Raw genomic sequence first — 14563 nt, 5'->3', positions numbered from 1 at the left:
GACATGACTGAAGAGACGACGGAAACCACCGGCCACGACGATGCCCGCCACGCCGACAAGATGGCGAAGAAGAAGGCTGCGCGCGACAAGATCATGGCGACGAAGACCGGCGAGAAAGGTCTGGTCATCGTTCATACCGGCAAGGGCAAGGGCAAGTCGTCCTCGGCGTTCGGGATGATCTTTCGACATATCGCGCATGGCAAGCCCAGCGCTGTCGTTCAGTTCATCAAGGGTGCGATGTGGACGGGTGAGCGCGACCTGATCGAGAAGCACTTTTCCGAGATTTGCCAGTTCCACACGATGGGCGAGGGCTTCACCTGGGAGACACAGGACCGCGCCCGCGACGTGGCGGCGGCAGGTTCAGCGTGGGAGAAGGCGAAGGAACTCATCCGCGACGAGCGCAATTCGATGGTGCTGCTCGACGAAATCAATATCGCGTTGCGCTACGACTACCTTGATATCAACGAGGTGGTTGAGTTCCTGAAGAGCGAGAAGCCGTATATGACTCACGTCGTGCTGACCGGCCGGAACGCCAAGGACGAACTGATCGAGATCGCCGATCTCGTCACCGAGATGGAGCTGATCAAGCATCCGTTCCGCTCCGGCATCAAGGGGCAGCCCGGCGTGGAGTTCTGATGACACAAGGCTGGTTTTTCTGGGCACTGCTGTCGGCCGCATTCGCGGCGCTGACAGCGATTTTCGCCAAGGTGGGCGTGGCGGGGGTCAATTCCGATCTGGCGACGCTGATCCGCACGGTTGTCATCATCGCCGTCATAACCGGCATCGTCACTGCGACCGGCCAATGGCAGCCCTTCTCCAGCATCTCCGGTCGGACGTGGCTGTTCCTCGCGCTTTCGGGCGCCGCGACCGGCGCATCGTGGCTGGCGTATTTTCGGGCGCTGAAGCTGGGCGACGCCGCTCGCGTCGCGCCGATCGACAAGCTTTCGATCGTTCTCGTTGCCGTCTTCGGCGTCATCTTTCTCGGTGAAAAGCTCAACATGATAAACTGGCTGGGCGTTGTGCTGATCGCCAGCGGTGCGCTGCTGATCGCGCTGTTCTAGACGTTCTCCAGCTTTCGAAGCGTGAGGGCCGTCTGCTCGTCCGCCGGAAAGAAGGATTCGATAGCCAGTTCTGACAGCGTTACATCGACAGGCGTACCGAAAACGGTGGTGGTCGAGATCAGGGACAAGATCCCGGCGCTGGTGCGCAGCTTCAGGGGTACGGCGATCCCAGCATAGTCATGGCCGATGTCGCAGGAGTCGCCGTCCGTTGGCGACAGGGCCTGCAATTCCTTCAATAAGCCGCCAAGGATCGGATCGGCGGTCATGTCGATCTGCTGGCGAACCCTCTCCAGAAGATGGGCGCGCCATTCGCCGAGATTGACGATATCGGGCGCCAGCCCCTGCGGGTGCAGGCTAAGACGCAGAACGTTGACGGGGCCGTCAAGCAGGCTTCGATCCGCGACACCGCGCAACAGCAGTGCAATCGCAGCGTTGGCGGCAACCAGCGTCCAGTGCCTGTCGATGGCGAGAGCCGGAAAGGGTTCGTGTGCCTTCAGCACGATGTCGACGGCCTGTCTTGCAGACTTGAGGGCCGGATCGTCGAGCGAGCGTTCGGAAAAGAGTGGCGCATAGCCCGCCGCAAGCAGCATGGGATTGCGGCCGCGAAGAGGTACGCCGAGCCGTTCTGTCAGAAGAAGCAGCATGTCGCGGCTCGGCGCCGAGCGCCCGCTCTCTATGAAACTCAGGTGTCTCTGCGAGATCTCGGCCTCGAGCGCGAGATCGAGCTGGCTCATGCGGCGAAGTTTGCGCCAGTCGCGGAGATGGTCACCGAGGGAGCGGGCTGTCGTCATCATCGTCAAGCGTCCGGAACGAGGTCGAGGAAACCGTGTACGGCTTTCAGGCGCCCGCCATCAAGCAGGGCGAAGTCCGTGCCCTTGATAATTGCGTCTCCGCTGTCCGGTCCAAGGCCCCACGAAAAACGCAGGTTGTCGTCGTAGCCGTCGGCGACGCCGATAAGATTAAAACGGAAACCCGGAAAGCGGGACTGCACGGCCTCGACCAGCGAGTTGATCTGCTCGTGACCTTCGTCGCGCATCAGCGGATCGACATAAGTCGCCGTCTCGGTCCAGCTTGCTGCGATCAGCGCAAGACGGCGTTCGGCATCCCGTTCGTTCCAGGTGGCGATATAGCGTTCGGCGTTGGTGGTTGCGTCGGTCATTCAAACGTCTCCTCTTGATCGCCCGGTTCGTCCAGGCATCGCGATCATCGGCGAGAGCTTGCCGCCCATCAATTACGCGAGAGGTAATCGGACACCCTCAGATCTCCAGCCACACGCGAATCGGATTGGCAGGGTCGGAGAGAAGCTTGATCGTGAAGGCGACGCAGACGATGACGAGCAGCGGCTTGATCAAGCGCGCTCCAGTGCGCATCGCAAGCCTCGAGCCCAGTTGAGCCCCAAGAAACTGGCAGACGCCCATCATCAGGCCGATCTTCCACAGGATCGCACCGAAAGAAACGAAGACGATGAGCGCGCCGACATTAGAGCCAAAGTTCAGAAGCTTGGTATGCGCCGTGGCCTTCAACATGCCGAAGCCGGCAAGCGACACGAAGGATAGCATGAAGAATGATCCGGTGCCCGGACCGAAGACGCCGTCATAGAACCCGATGGCCGGAACCAGCGTCAGACCGAAGACGAGCGGGGTGAGACGACGGTGCTTGTCGACGTCGCCAAGGTTCGGCTTGAAGGCGAAATAGAGGGCGATTACCACCAGTAGAGCCGGCATGATGGCGCGCAGGACATCGCCCGGGACGATTGTCGCCAGCGCTGCACCGAGTGCGCCGCCGATGATCGCCATCCCTGCCATTGGCAGCTGGCTCCTGAGATCGACATGGCCCTTCCGGGCATAGGCGATTGTTGCCGAAGCGGCTCCGAATACCGACTGGACCTTGTTGGTGCCGAGCGTTTGCAACGGGGGGATACCCGCGATCAGCATGGCTGGCACCGTTATCAAGCCGCCACCGCCCGCGATGGAATCGACAAAACCGGCAAGAAAGGCAGAGGCGGCGAGGAGGGATAGCAAGTGGGGAGCAAGATCGGACAAGGTGGAACTCTGCTATGCGGCGTGACCGCCGCATGTTGCATTTACTAGCCGGTGCTGCAATGGCTTGCGAGACACAGGAGCAGGCTTTCGCATCGCTATGACCAAGGTTGAATTCGACACTGTGCGCTGTTGCGTGATTGGGCTTGGCTGCGAACGCGGGACATCCGTTTCAGAGCTGCACGAGCTTGCGCTGACGGCGTTGGCGATGGCGCGCATCGACCCGCGGCAGCTTGCCGGCCTCGCTTCGATCAATGCCCGCAATAGCGAGCCTGCTATTTGCGCCGTGGCGGCGTATTTCGGCGTTCCAAGCATTTTCTTCGATGCCCAGACGCTTGAACGTGAGACGCCACGCATCAAGACTCCGTCAAAAATTGTATTTGCGCGGATCGGGTGCCACGGTGTCGCCGAATCGGCTGCGCTGGCGGCAAGCGGACCGGCGGCGGAACTTATCCTGCCGAAGATCAAATCTGCGCACGCCACTGCGGCGATCGCGCGCATCCTGTTGCAGAAACAATAACCGGCGCTATGGTGGCCGCCGATTTCGCCGCGCCGTCCGGCTGCCTTGCGGCAATAACAAAACGAGGAACACGCATGTACAAGGTCATTTACGACACGGACCCGGGCGTTGACGATGCGATGGCGCTGCTCTTCCTGCACCGCCATCCGGAGATCGATCTGATCGGCATCACGACTGTGTTCGGAAATGCATCGGTTGACACCACAACCCGCAACGCGCTGTTCCTCAAGCGGGAATGGGATATCGAGGCGCCTGTCGCCAAGGGCGCGAACGTGACGATCGACCCATTACGCAAGGAGGGCGCCTGGCCGACCTTTGTGCACGGGGAAAACGGCCTTGGTGATATCGAGGTGCCCGAGACCGTCGATCTGCCGCTCGACCCGCGACCGGCCCATCGGTTTATCATCGAAACCGTTAAGGCCAATCCGGGCGAGGTGACGCTTGTTGCCGTTGGGCGTATGACCAACCTCGCGCGCGCCCTGAGGGAAGCGCCTGAAATCGCCGGTCTCGTGAAGGATGTCGTCATCATGGGCGGCAACTTCTATGTGCCGGGGAATGTTTCGCCGGTGGCGGAGGCCAACATCCACGGCGATCCCGAGGCTGCCGATATCGTGATGACCGCGCCGTGGAAAGTTGTGGTCGTCGGTCTCGACGTTACGGCGATCACGACCATGAGCCGCGGTTACCTCGCCGATGTTGCGGCGAGGGGCGACAGAGCTGTGAAGCTGCTCAACGATTTGTCTCAGGACTACATCGATTTCTACAAGCACGCCGTCGACGACGGCATGATGGTTCACGACAGTTGCGCCTGCGTCTATGTCGTCGCGCCGCAGCTTTTCACGACGGTCAGGGGTTCGGTCCGCGTTGTCTGCGGCGGCATCGCCGATGGCCAGACAATCGTAAAGCCGGATGGCCGTCGTTTTCCGCCTGGCGATTGGGATGGTCTCCCAAGCCAGGTGGTTTGCACCGGTATCGAATCGGAAAAGGTCATTGACCTGATCCGTGACACGCTGCTGGGCATCTAGCGAATCTGGCTCCACCACGCCGGGCTGCTTTCCGGAACATAATCAGGCTCTTGCCGGCGTGCCTTCGCCGTTTGAATCCGATCGCTGCGGGATCGCTGCTGGTCGATTTCGACATGCTTGGATCTGTTCACAACGAGCAGCGTTGACCTTGCTTTCACTGGGGCATAGATCATCCCCATGATCGAAGCTGCGCTCTCACATCTGCCGACTCTCGAGCCGGGCAGCGTCTGGCTCGTTGGCGCGGGCCCGGGCGAACCCGGCCTGCTCACACTTCTCGCGGTGAAGGGGCTGTTGGAGGCGGATGTAATCGTGCATGACGCGCTGGTGGATGCTGAATGCCTCAAGCTTGCCCGGACCGACGCCCTGTTCGAATATGCGGGGAAGCGCGGTGGAAAGCCTTCGGCGAAGCAGCGCGATATTTCGCTGCGTCTGGTGGAGCTTGCCAGGTCCGGCAAACGTGTCCTGCGCCTCAAGGGCGGCGACCCTTTCGTATTCGGGCGCGGCGGTGAGGAGGCCTTGATGCTGGTGGAGCACAATGTTCCCTTCCGCATCGTGCCTGGCATTACCGCCGGCATCGGCGGTCTTGCCTATGCCGGTATTCCGGTCACCCACCGCGATATCAATCACGCGGTGACCTTTCTTACCGGGCATGATTCCTCGGGCATCGTGCCGGATGCGGTCAATTGGGAAGCGATCGGCAGAGGCTCGCCGGTCATCGTCATGTACATGGCGATGAAGCATATCGCCCAGATCAGCGCCAACCTCATTGCAGCCGGACGGTCTCCCACCGAGCCGGTTGCCTTCGTCTGCAACGCCACCACGATGAGCCAGCAGGTGTTGGAAACAACGCTGGGAGAGGCGCCATCCGCAGTCGAGGCGTCGGGGCTGGAGCCGCCCGCGATCGTGGTCGTCGGTGAGGTCGTGCGGCTGCGGGCGTCTCTCGACTGGCTGGGCGCGCTGGCCGGACGCCGGCTGCAGCCGGATCCATTTCGAGATTCGAACAGCAAGGAGACGGCATGAGCGGTTTGCTGATTGCAGCCCCGTCCTCCGGATCGGGCAAGACGACTGTGACACTTGGCCTGTTGCGGGCGCTGCGCAAACGGGGTGTGGCGATTGCGCCCGGCAAGGCAGGACCGGACTTCATCGATCCCGCCTTCCACGCGGCGGCAAGCGGCGTTGCCTGTCTCAATTTCGACCCCTGGGCGATGCGCCCTGAGCTGATCGCAGCCAATGCGACCTTGCATCGGACGGGAGACCGCATTCTCGTCATCGAGGCGATGATGGGCCTGTTTGACGGGGCCACCGATGGGCGCGGTACCGCAGCCGACCTTGCCGCCATGCTTGGCTTGTCGGTGGTGCTTGTGGTCGACGCCTCGCACATGTCGCAATCGGTCGCGGCGCTGGTGACGGGCTTTGCGGGTTTTCGCGCCGACGTGCGGATCGCCGGGGTGATTCTCAACAAGGTCGGCGGCGAGCGGCACGAGATGATGTTGCGGCAGGCACTCGATGCGATCCGCATGCCGATCGTTGCCGTCGTCCGCCGTGACAAGGAGATTGCGCTTCCGGAGCGGCATCTCGGCCTGGTTCAGGCCGGCGAGCACCAGACGCTGGAGAGCTTCATAGAACATGCGGCCGAGGCTGTGTCGGAGGAATGCAATTTCGAGTTCCTTCTGCGGATCGCTCGCCAGGGGCTCAATCGTCCGTCCACGGCCAACATTGCGCGGCTGCCACCGATCGGGAGCCAGATCGCGGTGGCACGCGATATCGCGTTTGCGTTCTCGTACGAGCATATGCTTCTCGGTTGGCGCAGGCGCGGAGCCAACATCTCCTTTTTTTCGCCCCTGGCCGATGAACGACCGGAAGCGATTGCCGATGCAATCTATCTGCCGGGAGGCTACCCGGAGCTTCACGCGGGTCGGATTGCGGCGGCGAGCAATTTCAGGGCAGGAATGACTGAAGCCGCCAACAATGACGTGCGGATCTATGGCGAATGCGGCGGCTACATGGTTCTCGGCGAGGGGCTGGTGGATGCAGGCGGCGAGCGTCACGCCATGCTTGGCCTGCTGCCCGTTGTCACGAGCTACGAGGATCGCAAGCGTCATCTCGGCTATCGGCGGCTGGCGCCGCTGAACGGTTCCTTTTTCGCCCAACCGATGACGGCGCATGAATTCCACTACTCCGCAGCCGTTTCGGAAGGGAATGCGGACCGGCTCTTCCAGGTGACCGATGCCCTCGGCAACGACCTGGGGAGCGCCGGCCTGCAACGCCAGCAGGTCGCAGGGTCCTACATGCATCTGATCGACATTGCCGAGGCCGCTGAATGAATGCTCCGATCGTTCACGGAGGCGGCGTAACCGCGGCCGCCGCGGTCTACGGAGGAAGGCCGGAGGATTGGCTTGACCTTTCGACAGGGATCAATCCCATCCCGGCACCGCTGCCGGAAATTCCTGCACGCGCCTGGCACCGGCTGCCTGACCGGTATCTCATCGACGCTGCGCGGTCTGCAGCGCAGGCGTACTATCGAAGTGGCGATAGCCTGCCGCTGCCGGTCCCCGGTACGCAATCGGTCATTCAACTGCTGCCTCGGTTGCTCGATGAGGGCTCGCGTGTCGCCGTTCTGACGCCGACCTACGGCGAGTACGAACGTGCGTTCCGGCTAGCCGGATACCGTGTCGACAGGGTCGGAGGTATTGGAGAAATAGGCGCTAGTCACCGGCTGGCCGTCATCGTCAACCCGAACAACCCAGATGGCCGTACTCATGCGCCTGATGAGCTCGCTGCGCTCTGCGAGCGCATGGGTCAGACGGGCGGTCTGGTCGTCGTGGACGAGGCTTTCGGCGATACGCGTCCTTGGATGAGCGCCGCTCCACATGCTTCCCGACTGCCGAACCTCATCGTCTTCCGTTCTTTCGGAAAGTTTTTCGGCCTTGCCGGGTTGCGTCTCGGCTTCGTCGTCGCTGCTCATCCCATTCTGGATCGTTTCGAGAATTGGCTTGGCCCCTGGGCTGTATCGGGTCCGGCGCTTGCGATCGCCGATGCGCTCCTTCGGCAGGACACTGTAGCGATCCAGCTCCAGATCGCCGAACGAAGCAATGGACTGCGAAGCGTTCTCGACGAAAGCGGTCTTCGGGTCGTCGGTGGAACGGATCTTTTCTCACTTGTCGATCACAATGAAGCGGCTGCGCTTCATGAACACTTGTGCCGGCACCATATTCTCGTCCGCAAGTTCGACTACGCGCCGAACTGGCTGCGCTTCGGCCTGCCATCGGATCCAATGAGCCAAAGCAGGCTTGCTGCCGCCCTCAAGAGCTATGAGCCATGACCATCGACCAAAATCTCCTTGTTCTCGTGCTGGCACTGCTGCTGGATAGGATTGTTGGGGATCCGGATGCTCTGTGGAGGCGCTGGCCGCATCCTGTCGAACTCTTCGGAAAGGCAATTTCACGCGCCGACACACTGTTCAATCGAAGTGATCGGACAAATCAGGAGCGTCGGCGAAACGGGGTGTGGACCATCGTCGGCCTTCTTGTCCTGAGCGTCTTGGCGGGACTTCTGCTGCATTGGTTCTTTGCACTGTTCGGCCTCGCGGGAATTCTGCTGGAGGTCATCTGTGTCGCAATTTTCATGGCACAGAAGAGCCTTGCCGATCACGTGGAGGCCGTGGCTGCCGGATTGAAGACGGGCGGACTGGCCGGTGGGCGTGCGGCGGTTTCAAGAATCGTTGGACGCGATCCGGAAACGCTCGACGAGCCTGCGGTTTGCCGCGCGGCGATCGAAAGCCTCGCCGAAAACTTTTCCGATGGCGTGGTCGCGCCGGCGCTCTGGTACGCCGTTTTCGGCCTGCCCGGACTGTTTGCCTACAAGATGTTGAATACCGCGGATTCGATGATCGGTCACAAATCCGAAGCCTATGTGGATTTCGGCTGGGCCTCGGCACGTCTTGATGATTTCGCCAATTGGCCGGCTGCGCGGCTTTCGATTCTCTTGATCGCCATTGGGGCATGGCTTCGTCGCGGCTGGGTTGCCTGTCGCCAGGCGGTGCTCGTTGCTGTGCGCGACGGAGGGCTGCACCGTTCGCCGAATTCGGGACGCCCGGAAGCGGCAATGGCAGGCGCTCTCGACGTCCAGTTGGCGGGACCGCGCGTCTATTCCGGTCTCGTCGTCATGGAGCCGATGATCAACAACGGCGGTCGCGAGACCGCTACGTTGGACGATATCGAAGGCGGCGTTTCCGTCTTTCATGCCAGCTGTTCAGCGCTTGCACTCGTAGCGTTCCTGCTTTTCCTCGTGCTTCTCTAGGTCGTTCGGGCGCCATTGATGCCCCGGCCTCGGGCGCCCATTGCTGTTTAAGCAACACTGAACTTGCAAATTGCGTACCGAGGCGGACGAAAGCATTGGCTTTTGAAATGGATTTGCCTATGAGGGGGGTTAAATCCATTTCAAGAGGTAAGGGCGTGACCGCTACATTCGATAAAGTTGCCGACATCATTGCAGAAACGAGCGAGATTGATCGCGAGACGATCACGCCGGAGAGCCATACGATCGACGACCTCGGTATCGACAGCCTCGATTTCCTCGATATCGTTTTTGCGATCGATAAGGAATTCGGCATCAAGATTCCGCTCGAAAAGTGGACGCAGGAGGTCAACGAGGGCAAGGTTTCCACGGAAGAGTATTTCGTGCTGAAGAACCTCTGTGCGAAGATCGACGAGCTGCGCGCCGCCAAGGCCTGATCGGTACAACCATCTTTTTCTCCGCCCTGCCGCTGTGAAACATGGCGGCCGGGCGGTTTTGTTCCTAAGTAGGCCTTGCCCAAGGGCATGGCGCTTATACCGCCGGAGGATCCGATGCTGCTGGAATATTTCCAGATGATTGATCGCGTCGAAGCGGTCGACCTTCAGAAAGGAACACTCAAGGCGCGTTCGGTCGTGCCGGCGAAGAGCCCGGTGTTCGAAGGTCACTTTCCCGGTATGCCGCTGGTACCCGGTGTGCTTTTGATCGAGACCATGGCGCAAGCCTCTGGCATGCTGGTGCTGGCGGCTACCAATTTTGCCGCCATGCCCTTCCTGATGTCGGTCGACGGCGCCAAGATGCGGACATTCGTGGAACCCGAAGCGGTTCTGGACATCGAAGCGTTTCTGGAGCACGACGGATCGGGATTTGCGGTCACCAAGGCCAAGATTACGAGTGGCGGCAAGAAGGTGTGCGATGCGCAGTTGAAGCTGCGCACCATGCCTTTCAGCGAGGTACCGCTTGGAGATATCGTCAAGACGCGCGCGAGTGAGGTGGGTCTTATGGATGCGATCGCTCAGGGAGTGAATGGATGAGCAAAGCTCAGAATGATGTCGTGATCACCGGCATCGGGATTGTGACGTGCCAGGGCGTGGGCAAGGATCCGCATATTGCGCTGTTGACCGCCAACGGTGCGCCGACGACGATTGTGGAAACCGAAAAGTTCAAGCCCTATCCGATCCACCCGCTTCCGGAGGTCGACTGGTCGCAGCAGATTGCCAAGCGCGGCGATCAACGCCAGATGGAGAACTGGCAGCGTATTGGTGTTTTTACTGCCGGTCTCGCACTTGATGATGCGGGTTTCAAGGACGACGCCGACGCTTGCGGCACGATGGACATGATCGTGGCGGCCGGCGGCGGTGAGCGCGACATCAATGTCGATACGCTGATTGTCGATGAAGGACTGAAGCGCAATGATCGCGAAGTCCTGTTGAACGAGAAGCTGACCACGGAGCTTCGCCCAACTCTCTTTCTGGCGCAGTTGTCTAACTTGCTCGCCGGCAATATTTCGATCGTGCACAAGGTCACCGGCTCGTCCCGCACCTTCATGGGCGAAGAGGCTGCGGGCATATCAGCCGTCGAGACCGCGTTCTACCGAATCAAATCCGGCGAATCCTCGCATGCGTTGGTCGGTGGTGCCTTCTCAGCCGCGCGGCTCGACATGGTATTGCTGTTCGAGGCGATCACCTCGCACTCGCGCGGCGAATGGCAGCCGCTGTGGTCGAGGGAACAGGGTGGGATCATTTCCGGATCGGTCGGCGCCTTCCTGGTGCTAGAATCGCGCGCGCATGCTGAATCGCGCGGCGCACATATTTATGCCAGCATTTCATCGATCGAGGGTGATCGCGGCAACCGCAGCGCCGGCAACCTTGAGCAACGCCTAGAGAGGCTTCTCAAGCCGGCAGAGGGGCTGGCGTCAGAAAGCACGGCGATTTTCTCCGGCTCGACCGGCATGCCGGAACTTGCGAGCCGCGAGAAAGCCGTTCTGGAGCGACAGTTTCCAGGCGCCGCCATCCGTGGTTTCGGCGGCATGACGGGACATGGCCTCGAGGCACAGTTCACACTGGGTCTGGCACTTGCTGCGCTGGCGATAGAGAACAATGCCAAGGTCCCACCCTTCGATGCGGCACATGAAAAGCTCATGAGCACCGGCACAAGGGCAGCGATCGTTACAACGGTCGGTCATCAGCGCGGCGAAGGCGTCGCGGTTCTGTCCGCAGAGGTGTGAGGAGTTAGCAAATGACGGATTCGGCCTACAAGGACCACCTCGGTCGCCCTATCGTCGCTGTGACTGGTGTCGGTATCATCACCTCTCTCGGCCAGGGATTGAAGGACAACTGGGCTGCGCTGACGGCGGGAAGGTCGGGCATCCACGACATCCGCCGCTTTCCGACCGATGGGCTTTCGACGCGCATCGCCGGCACAGTCGACTTTATCGACATCCCGGTAGCGAACTCCGTTGAACGCTCCTACGCCTTCGCGCGGGAAACGACCATCGAAGCGCTCGCCGACGCTGATATCTCGGGCGATTTCAATGGACCGCTCTTTCTTGCAGCGCCGCCTATCGAACCGGAATGGAGCGCGCGCTTCGAACTTGCAGATCGCTCGCCACCTGCCGATCATCCGGGTGATGCCTATGATCGTTTCCTGGCTGCGATGCGTCAACGACCGGACGCGGCTTTTCATGAGGCATCGCTGTTCGGCTCGATCTCCGAGCGTCTTGCCGATCGCTTCGGCACGCGCGGGCTTCCGGTGACCTTATCAACAGCCTGTGCGTCGGGAGCAACCGCGATCCAGCTCGGAATCGAGGCGATCCGCCAGGGCCGCGCGACCCGGGCGCTTGCCGTGGCAACGGACGGATCTGTCAGCGCGGAAGCGCTAATCCGTTTTTCGCTGCTTTCGGCGCTTTCGACGCAGAACGATCCGCCGACAAAGGCGTCCAAGCCGTTCAGCAAGGACCGCGATGGCTTCGTCATCGCCGAGGGTGCTGCGACCCTGGTGCTCGAATCGCTGGAAGCAGCCATTGCCCGTGGCGCCAAGATACTCGGTATCATGAAGGGTGCGGGTGACAAGGCTGATTCGTTCCACCGGACGCGCTCCTCGCCGGATGGCGGTCCCGCGATCGCCACGATCCGTGCGGCGCTTGCGGACGCCGGCATGGACGAGAACGGTATCGGCTATATCAATGCTCACGGCACCTCGACGCCAGAGAACGACAAGATGGAATACGCTTCCATGCTTGCCGTGTTCGGTGAGCGCCTGGCATCGATCCCGCTGTCGTCGAACAAGTCCATGATCGGCCATACGCTGACGGCCGCTGGCGCTGTCGAGGCGGTGTTCTCATTGCAGACGATGTTGACCGGGACGCTGCCGCCGACGATCAACTACAGCAACCCCGATCCGGCGATCATTCTTGACGTCGTGCCGAACAGCAAGCGCGAGGGCCAGGTGAATGCCGTGCTTTCGAACTCGTTCGGATTTGGCGGACAGAACGCCAGCCTTGTCATGGCGCTCGAACCGGCCTAATCGGTTCCCGACATAACAACAGACAAGAAACGCCCCCGGGCGAAGGACTTTGCCATGCGCGCTTTGCAACTGATCGACGACCGCAAGCTTGAGATCACCGACCTGCCGGAGCCCGATGCACCCGCGGCGGGCGAGGTTACGTTGCGCGTCAAGGCAGTTGCGCTCAACCATATCGACGTATGGGGTTGGCGTGGTATGGCATTCGCCAAGCGGAAGATGCCACTTGTCATCGGTGCTGAGGCGTCAGGCGTGGTCGAAGCCATCGGTCCCGGCGTTTCCAATGTATTGCCGGGACAGCTCGTTTCGATCTACGGCGCGCGCACCTGTGGCCTTTGCCGTCCGTGCCGCGAAGGGCGCGACAATCTTTGCGAGCATGTTTCCGGCGTTCACGGTTTCCACCTCGACGGCTTCGCGCAGGAGAAGGTAAATCTTCCCGCCCGCCTGCTGGTTCCGGCGCCTCCCGGCGTCGATGCGATCGCCGCCGCCGTCGCGCCGGTGACCTTCGGCACCGTCGAGCACATGCTGTTCGACAACGCCAAGCTTGAGCCCGGTGAGACCATCCTTATCCACGCCGGTGGCTCCGGTATCGGTTCGGCGGCGATCCAGCTTGCCAAAAAGATCGGCTGCACCGTCATCACCACGGTTGGTTCTGACGACAAGATCGAAAAGGCCAAGGCGCTCGGCGCCGATCATGTCATCAACTATCGCACCGACCGTTTCGAAGGCGTCGTACGGAAGCTGACCAAGAAGAAAGGCGTCGATGTCGTCTTCGAGCATGTCGGGAAGGATACCTGGGCCGCGTCGATGTTCTGCCTGAAGCGTGGTGGCCGGCTCGTCACCTGCGGCTCCACGTCCGGTGTCTCCACCGAGATGAACCTGATGATGCTGTTCCAGCAGCAGTTGAAGTTGCTTGGCTCGTTCGGCTGCCGCATGGAAAACATGGCTGATGCCATGCAGAAGATCGCACGCGGTCTTGTCCATCCGGTCATCGATACGGAAGTCGGTTTCGACCAGATTGACAAGGCGCTGGAGCGCATGGAGTCACGGCAGGTATTCGGCAAGATCATCCTGAAGATGGATTGAGCCATTGAAGCTCTTCATTACGCGGATCGTTCTTGCGCTCGATCATTTTCGCCAGTGGCTCATAGCGCAGGTCGTGTTCGGTTTTCTGAACTTCCTGAAGCTGTTTCCGGCCGATGGCGCGATTGATTTCATCGACTGGCTGACCCGCAAGATCGGCCCACGCATGTCGCGGCATCGGCTGATGCTGACGAACTTGCGCAACGCCTTTCCGGAAAAGAGCGACGAGGAGATCGGTGCGATCGCGCTGGCCAGCTGGGGCAACATGGGCAGGCTTGCGGCCGAGTATGTCTTCCTCGATCGGCTGTTCGACTACGATCCGGCGCGCGAGGAGTCGGGCAGGGTGGAGGTCTCGGGCATTCCGATCTTCACCGATCTCCGCGACAATCCGCGACCGTTCATCGTCTTTACCGGGCATACCGGGAATTTCGAGCTCCTGCCGGTGGCGGGCGCCGCTTTCGGCCTGCTTGTGACGGTGCTGTTTCGCCCGCCGAACAATCCATATGTCGCCAAGAAGGTGTTCGATTTCCGGAGCGCGCGCATGGGCAACCTGGTCCCATCGCATGCTGGATCGTCTTTTGCGCTCGCCCGCCAACTGGAGGCCGGGAAGGGCGTTGGTGTCCTGGTCGACCAGAAGTTCCGCAAAGGCTTGAGCACCCGTTTCTTTGGTCGCGACGTCAAGACCAATCCGCTGCTTGGCAAACTCGTGCGGCAATTCAATTGCGAGGTCTATCCGGCGCGCTGTATCCGTCTTCCCGGCAATCGGTATCGTCTGGAAATCGAGCCACGGCTCGAAATGCCGCGAGATGCCAACGGCAATCTCGACATGACCGCGACGGCACAGCTTCTCAACGACAAGGTCGAAAGCTGGGTGCGCGAGCATCCGGAGCAGTGGCTCTGGTATCATGATCGATGGAAGATAAAGCACGACGTCCTGAAGTGAGGATAGGGCAGAACCCCGACATCTCGCCATTGAAAAAGATGTGTCCGCCTTCATTGAATATGAAGATGCGTCATGTT

At 60.8% G+C, this 14563-nt stretch carries 17 protein-coding genes; 14 read left to right on the top strand and 3 right to left on the bottom strand.

From position 1 onward, the window contains the following. The first annotated feature begins 3 nt into the window (after positions 1-3). Positions 4-636 carry a cob(I)yrinic acid a,c-diamide adenosyltransferase gene (gene cobO / locus ASC90_RS11920; protein ID WP_056540107.1) on the top strand — a complete coding sequence of 211 codons (633 nt, stop codon included), beginning with the start codon at positions 4-6 and terminating at the stop codon, positions 634-636. After that, positions 636-1061 (top strand): EamA family transporter, encoded by a 426-nt coding sequence (locus ASC90_RS11915; RefSeq protein WP_056540104.1) that lies wholly within the window; start codon positions 636-638, stop codon positions 1059-1061. Before cobO ends, ASC90_RS11915 begins: the two co-directional genes overlap by 1 nt. Here the strand turns inward: ASC90_RS11915 and ASC90_RS11910 are convergent. The 3 genes from ASC90_RS11910 to ASC90_RS11900 all read right to left on the bottom strand — a co-directional run bounded on the left by ASC90_RS11910 (position 1058) and on the right by ASC90_RS11900 (position 3103). Next, positions 1058-1855: a helix-turn-helix transcriptional regulator gene (locus tag ASC90_RS11910; RefSeq protein ID WP_056540102.1), complete on the bottom strand. Its 798-nt coding sequence runs from the start codon at positions 1853-1855 to the stop codon at positions 1058-1060. The two genes, ASC90_RS11915 and ASC90_RS11910, sit on opposite strands and share 4 nt — an antisense overlap. A 2-nt stretch (positions 1856-1857) precedes the next feature. Beyond that, on the bottom strand, positions 1858-2220 hold the full coding sequence (locus tag ASC90_RS11905; protein WP_056540099.1) for a nuclear transport factor 2 family protein: 363 nt from the start codon (positions 2218-2220) through the stop codon (positions 1858-1860). Between the two features lie 97 nt (positions 2221-2317). Continuing rightward, complete coding sequence (locus ASC90_RS11900) at positions 2318-3103, bottom strand: TSUP family transporter (RefSeq protein ID WP_056540096.1); 786 nt, start codon at positions 3101-3103, stop codon at positions 2318-2320. Between the two features lie 97 nt (positions 3104-3200). On the opposite strand from ASC90_RS11900, the gene ASC90_RS11895 reads away from it, so the two are divergent. The 12 genes from ASC90_RS11895 to ASC90_RS11835 all read left to right on the top strand — a co-directional run bounded on the left by ASC90_RS11895 (position 3201) and on the right by ASC90_RS11835 (position 14486). Beyond that, positions 3201-3620, top strand: a complete 420-nt coding sequence (locus ASC90_RS11895; RefSeq protein WP_056540093.1) for a cobalamin biosynthesis protein — start codon at positions 3201-3203, stop codon at positions 3618-3620. Positions 3621-3694: 74 nt separating this feature from the next. Continuing rightward, positions 3695-4645: a nucleoside hydrolase gene (locus ASC90_RS11890; protein ID WP_056540091.1), complete on the top strand. Its 951-nt coding sequence runs from the start codon at positions 3695-3697 to the stop codon at positions 4643-4645. Positions 4646-4822: 177 nt separating this feature from the next. Then, entirely contained in the window at positions 4823-5665 is an 843-nt protein-coding gene (gene cobA, locus ASC90_RS11880; RefSeq protein ID WP_056540085.1) for a uroporphyrinogen-III C-methyltransferase, read from the top strand. After that, positions 5662-6969 (top strand): cobyrinate a,c-diamide synthase, encoded by a 1308-nt coding sequence (locus tag ASC90_RS11875; protein WP_056540082.1) that lies wholly within the window; start codon positions 5662-5664, stop codon positions 6967-6969. The genes cobA and ASC90_RS11875 overlap by 4 nt, the downstream gene beginning before the upstream one ends. Next, positions 6966-7967, top strand: coding sequence for a threonine-phosphate decarboxylase CobD (gene cobD, locus ASC90_RS11870; RefSeq protein ID WP_056540078.1), 1002 nt, complete (start codon positions 6966-6968; stop codon positions 7965-7967). Before ASC90_RS11875 ends, cobD begins: the two co-directional genes overlap by 4 nt. Next, positions 7964-8944, top strand: coding sequence for an adenosylcobinamide-phosphate synthase CbiB (gene cbiB / locus ASC90_RS11865; protein WP_056540075.1), 981 nt, complete (start codon positions 7964-7966; stop codon positions 8942-8944). Before cobD ends, cbiB begins: the two co-directional genes overlap by 4 nt. A gap of 119 nt (positions 8945-9063) precedes the next feature. Continuing rightward, on the top strand, positions 9064-9378 hold the full coding sequence (locus tag ASC90_RS11860) for an acyl carrier protein (protein WP_156392903.1): 315 nt from the start codon (positions 9064-9066) through the stop codon (positions 9376-9378). Between the two features lie 114 nt (positions 9379-9492). Continuing rightward, positions 9493-9972 (top strand): 3-hydroxyacyl-ACP dehydratase FabZ family protein, encoded by a 480-nt coding sequence (locus tag ASC90_RS11855; protein WP_056540072.1) that lies wholly within the window; start codon positions 9493-9495, stop codon positions 9970-9972. Beyond that, the gene (locus ASC90_RS11850) at positions 9969-11165 is read left to right on the top strand and encodes a beta-ketoacyl-ACP synthase (protein ID WP_056540068.1); all 1197 of its coding nucleotides are present in this window, start codon (positions 9969-9971) and stop codon (positions 11163-11165) included. The genes ASC90_RS11855 and ASC90_RS11850 overlap by 4 nt, the downstream gene beginning before the upstream one ends. 11 nt (positions 11166-11176) lie before the next feature. Beyond that, complete coding sequence (locus ASC90_RS11845) at positions 11177-12463, top strand: beta-ketoacyl-ACP synthase (protein WP_056540066.1); 1287 nt, start codon at positions 11177-11179, stop codon at positions 12461-12463. Between the two features lie 54 nt (positions 12464-12517). Then, on the top strand, positions 12518-13546 hold the full coding sequence (locus ASC90_RS11840; protein ID WP_056540063.1) for a zinc-binding dehydrogenase: 1029 nt from the start codon (positions 12518-12520) through the stop codon (positions 13544-13546). A gap of 4 nt (positions 13547-13550) precedes the next feature. Next, positions 13551-14486 carry a lipid A biosynthesis lauroyl acyltransferase gene (locus ASC90_RS11835; protein ID WP_056540060.1) on the top strand — a complete coding sequence of 312 codons (936 nt, stop codon included), beginning with the start codon at positions 13551-13553 and terminating at the stop codon, positions 14484-14486. Positions 14487-14563 lie beyond the last annotated feature (77 nt).

This window comes from Rhizobium sp. Root1220, assembly GCF_001426265.1.
Taxonomy (GTDB): Bacteria; Pseudomonadota; Alphaproteobacteria; order Rhizobiales; family Rhizobiaceae; genus Rhizobium.
The sequence above is the reverse complement of the archived record's forward strand: the minus strand, read 5'-3'. Positions and strand labels throughout refer to the sequence as shown.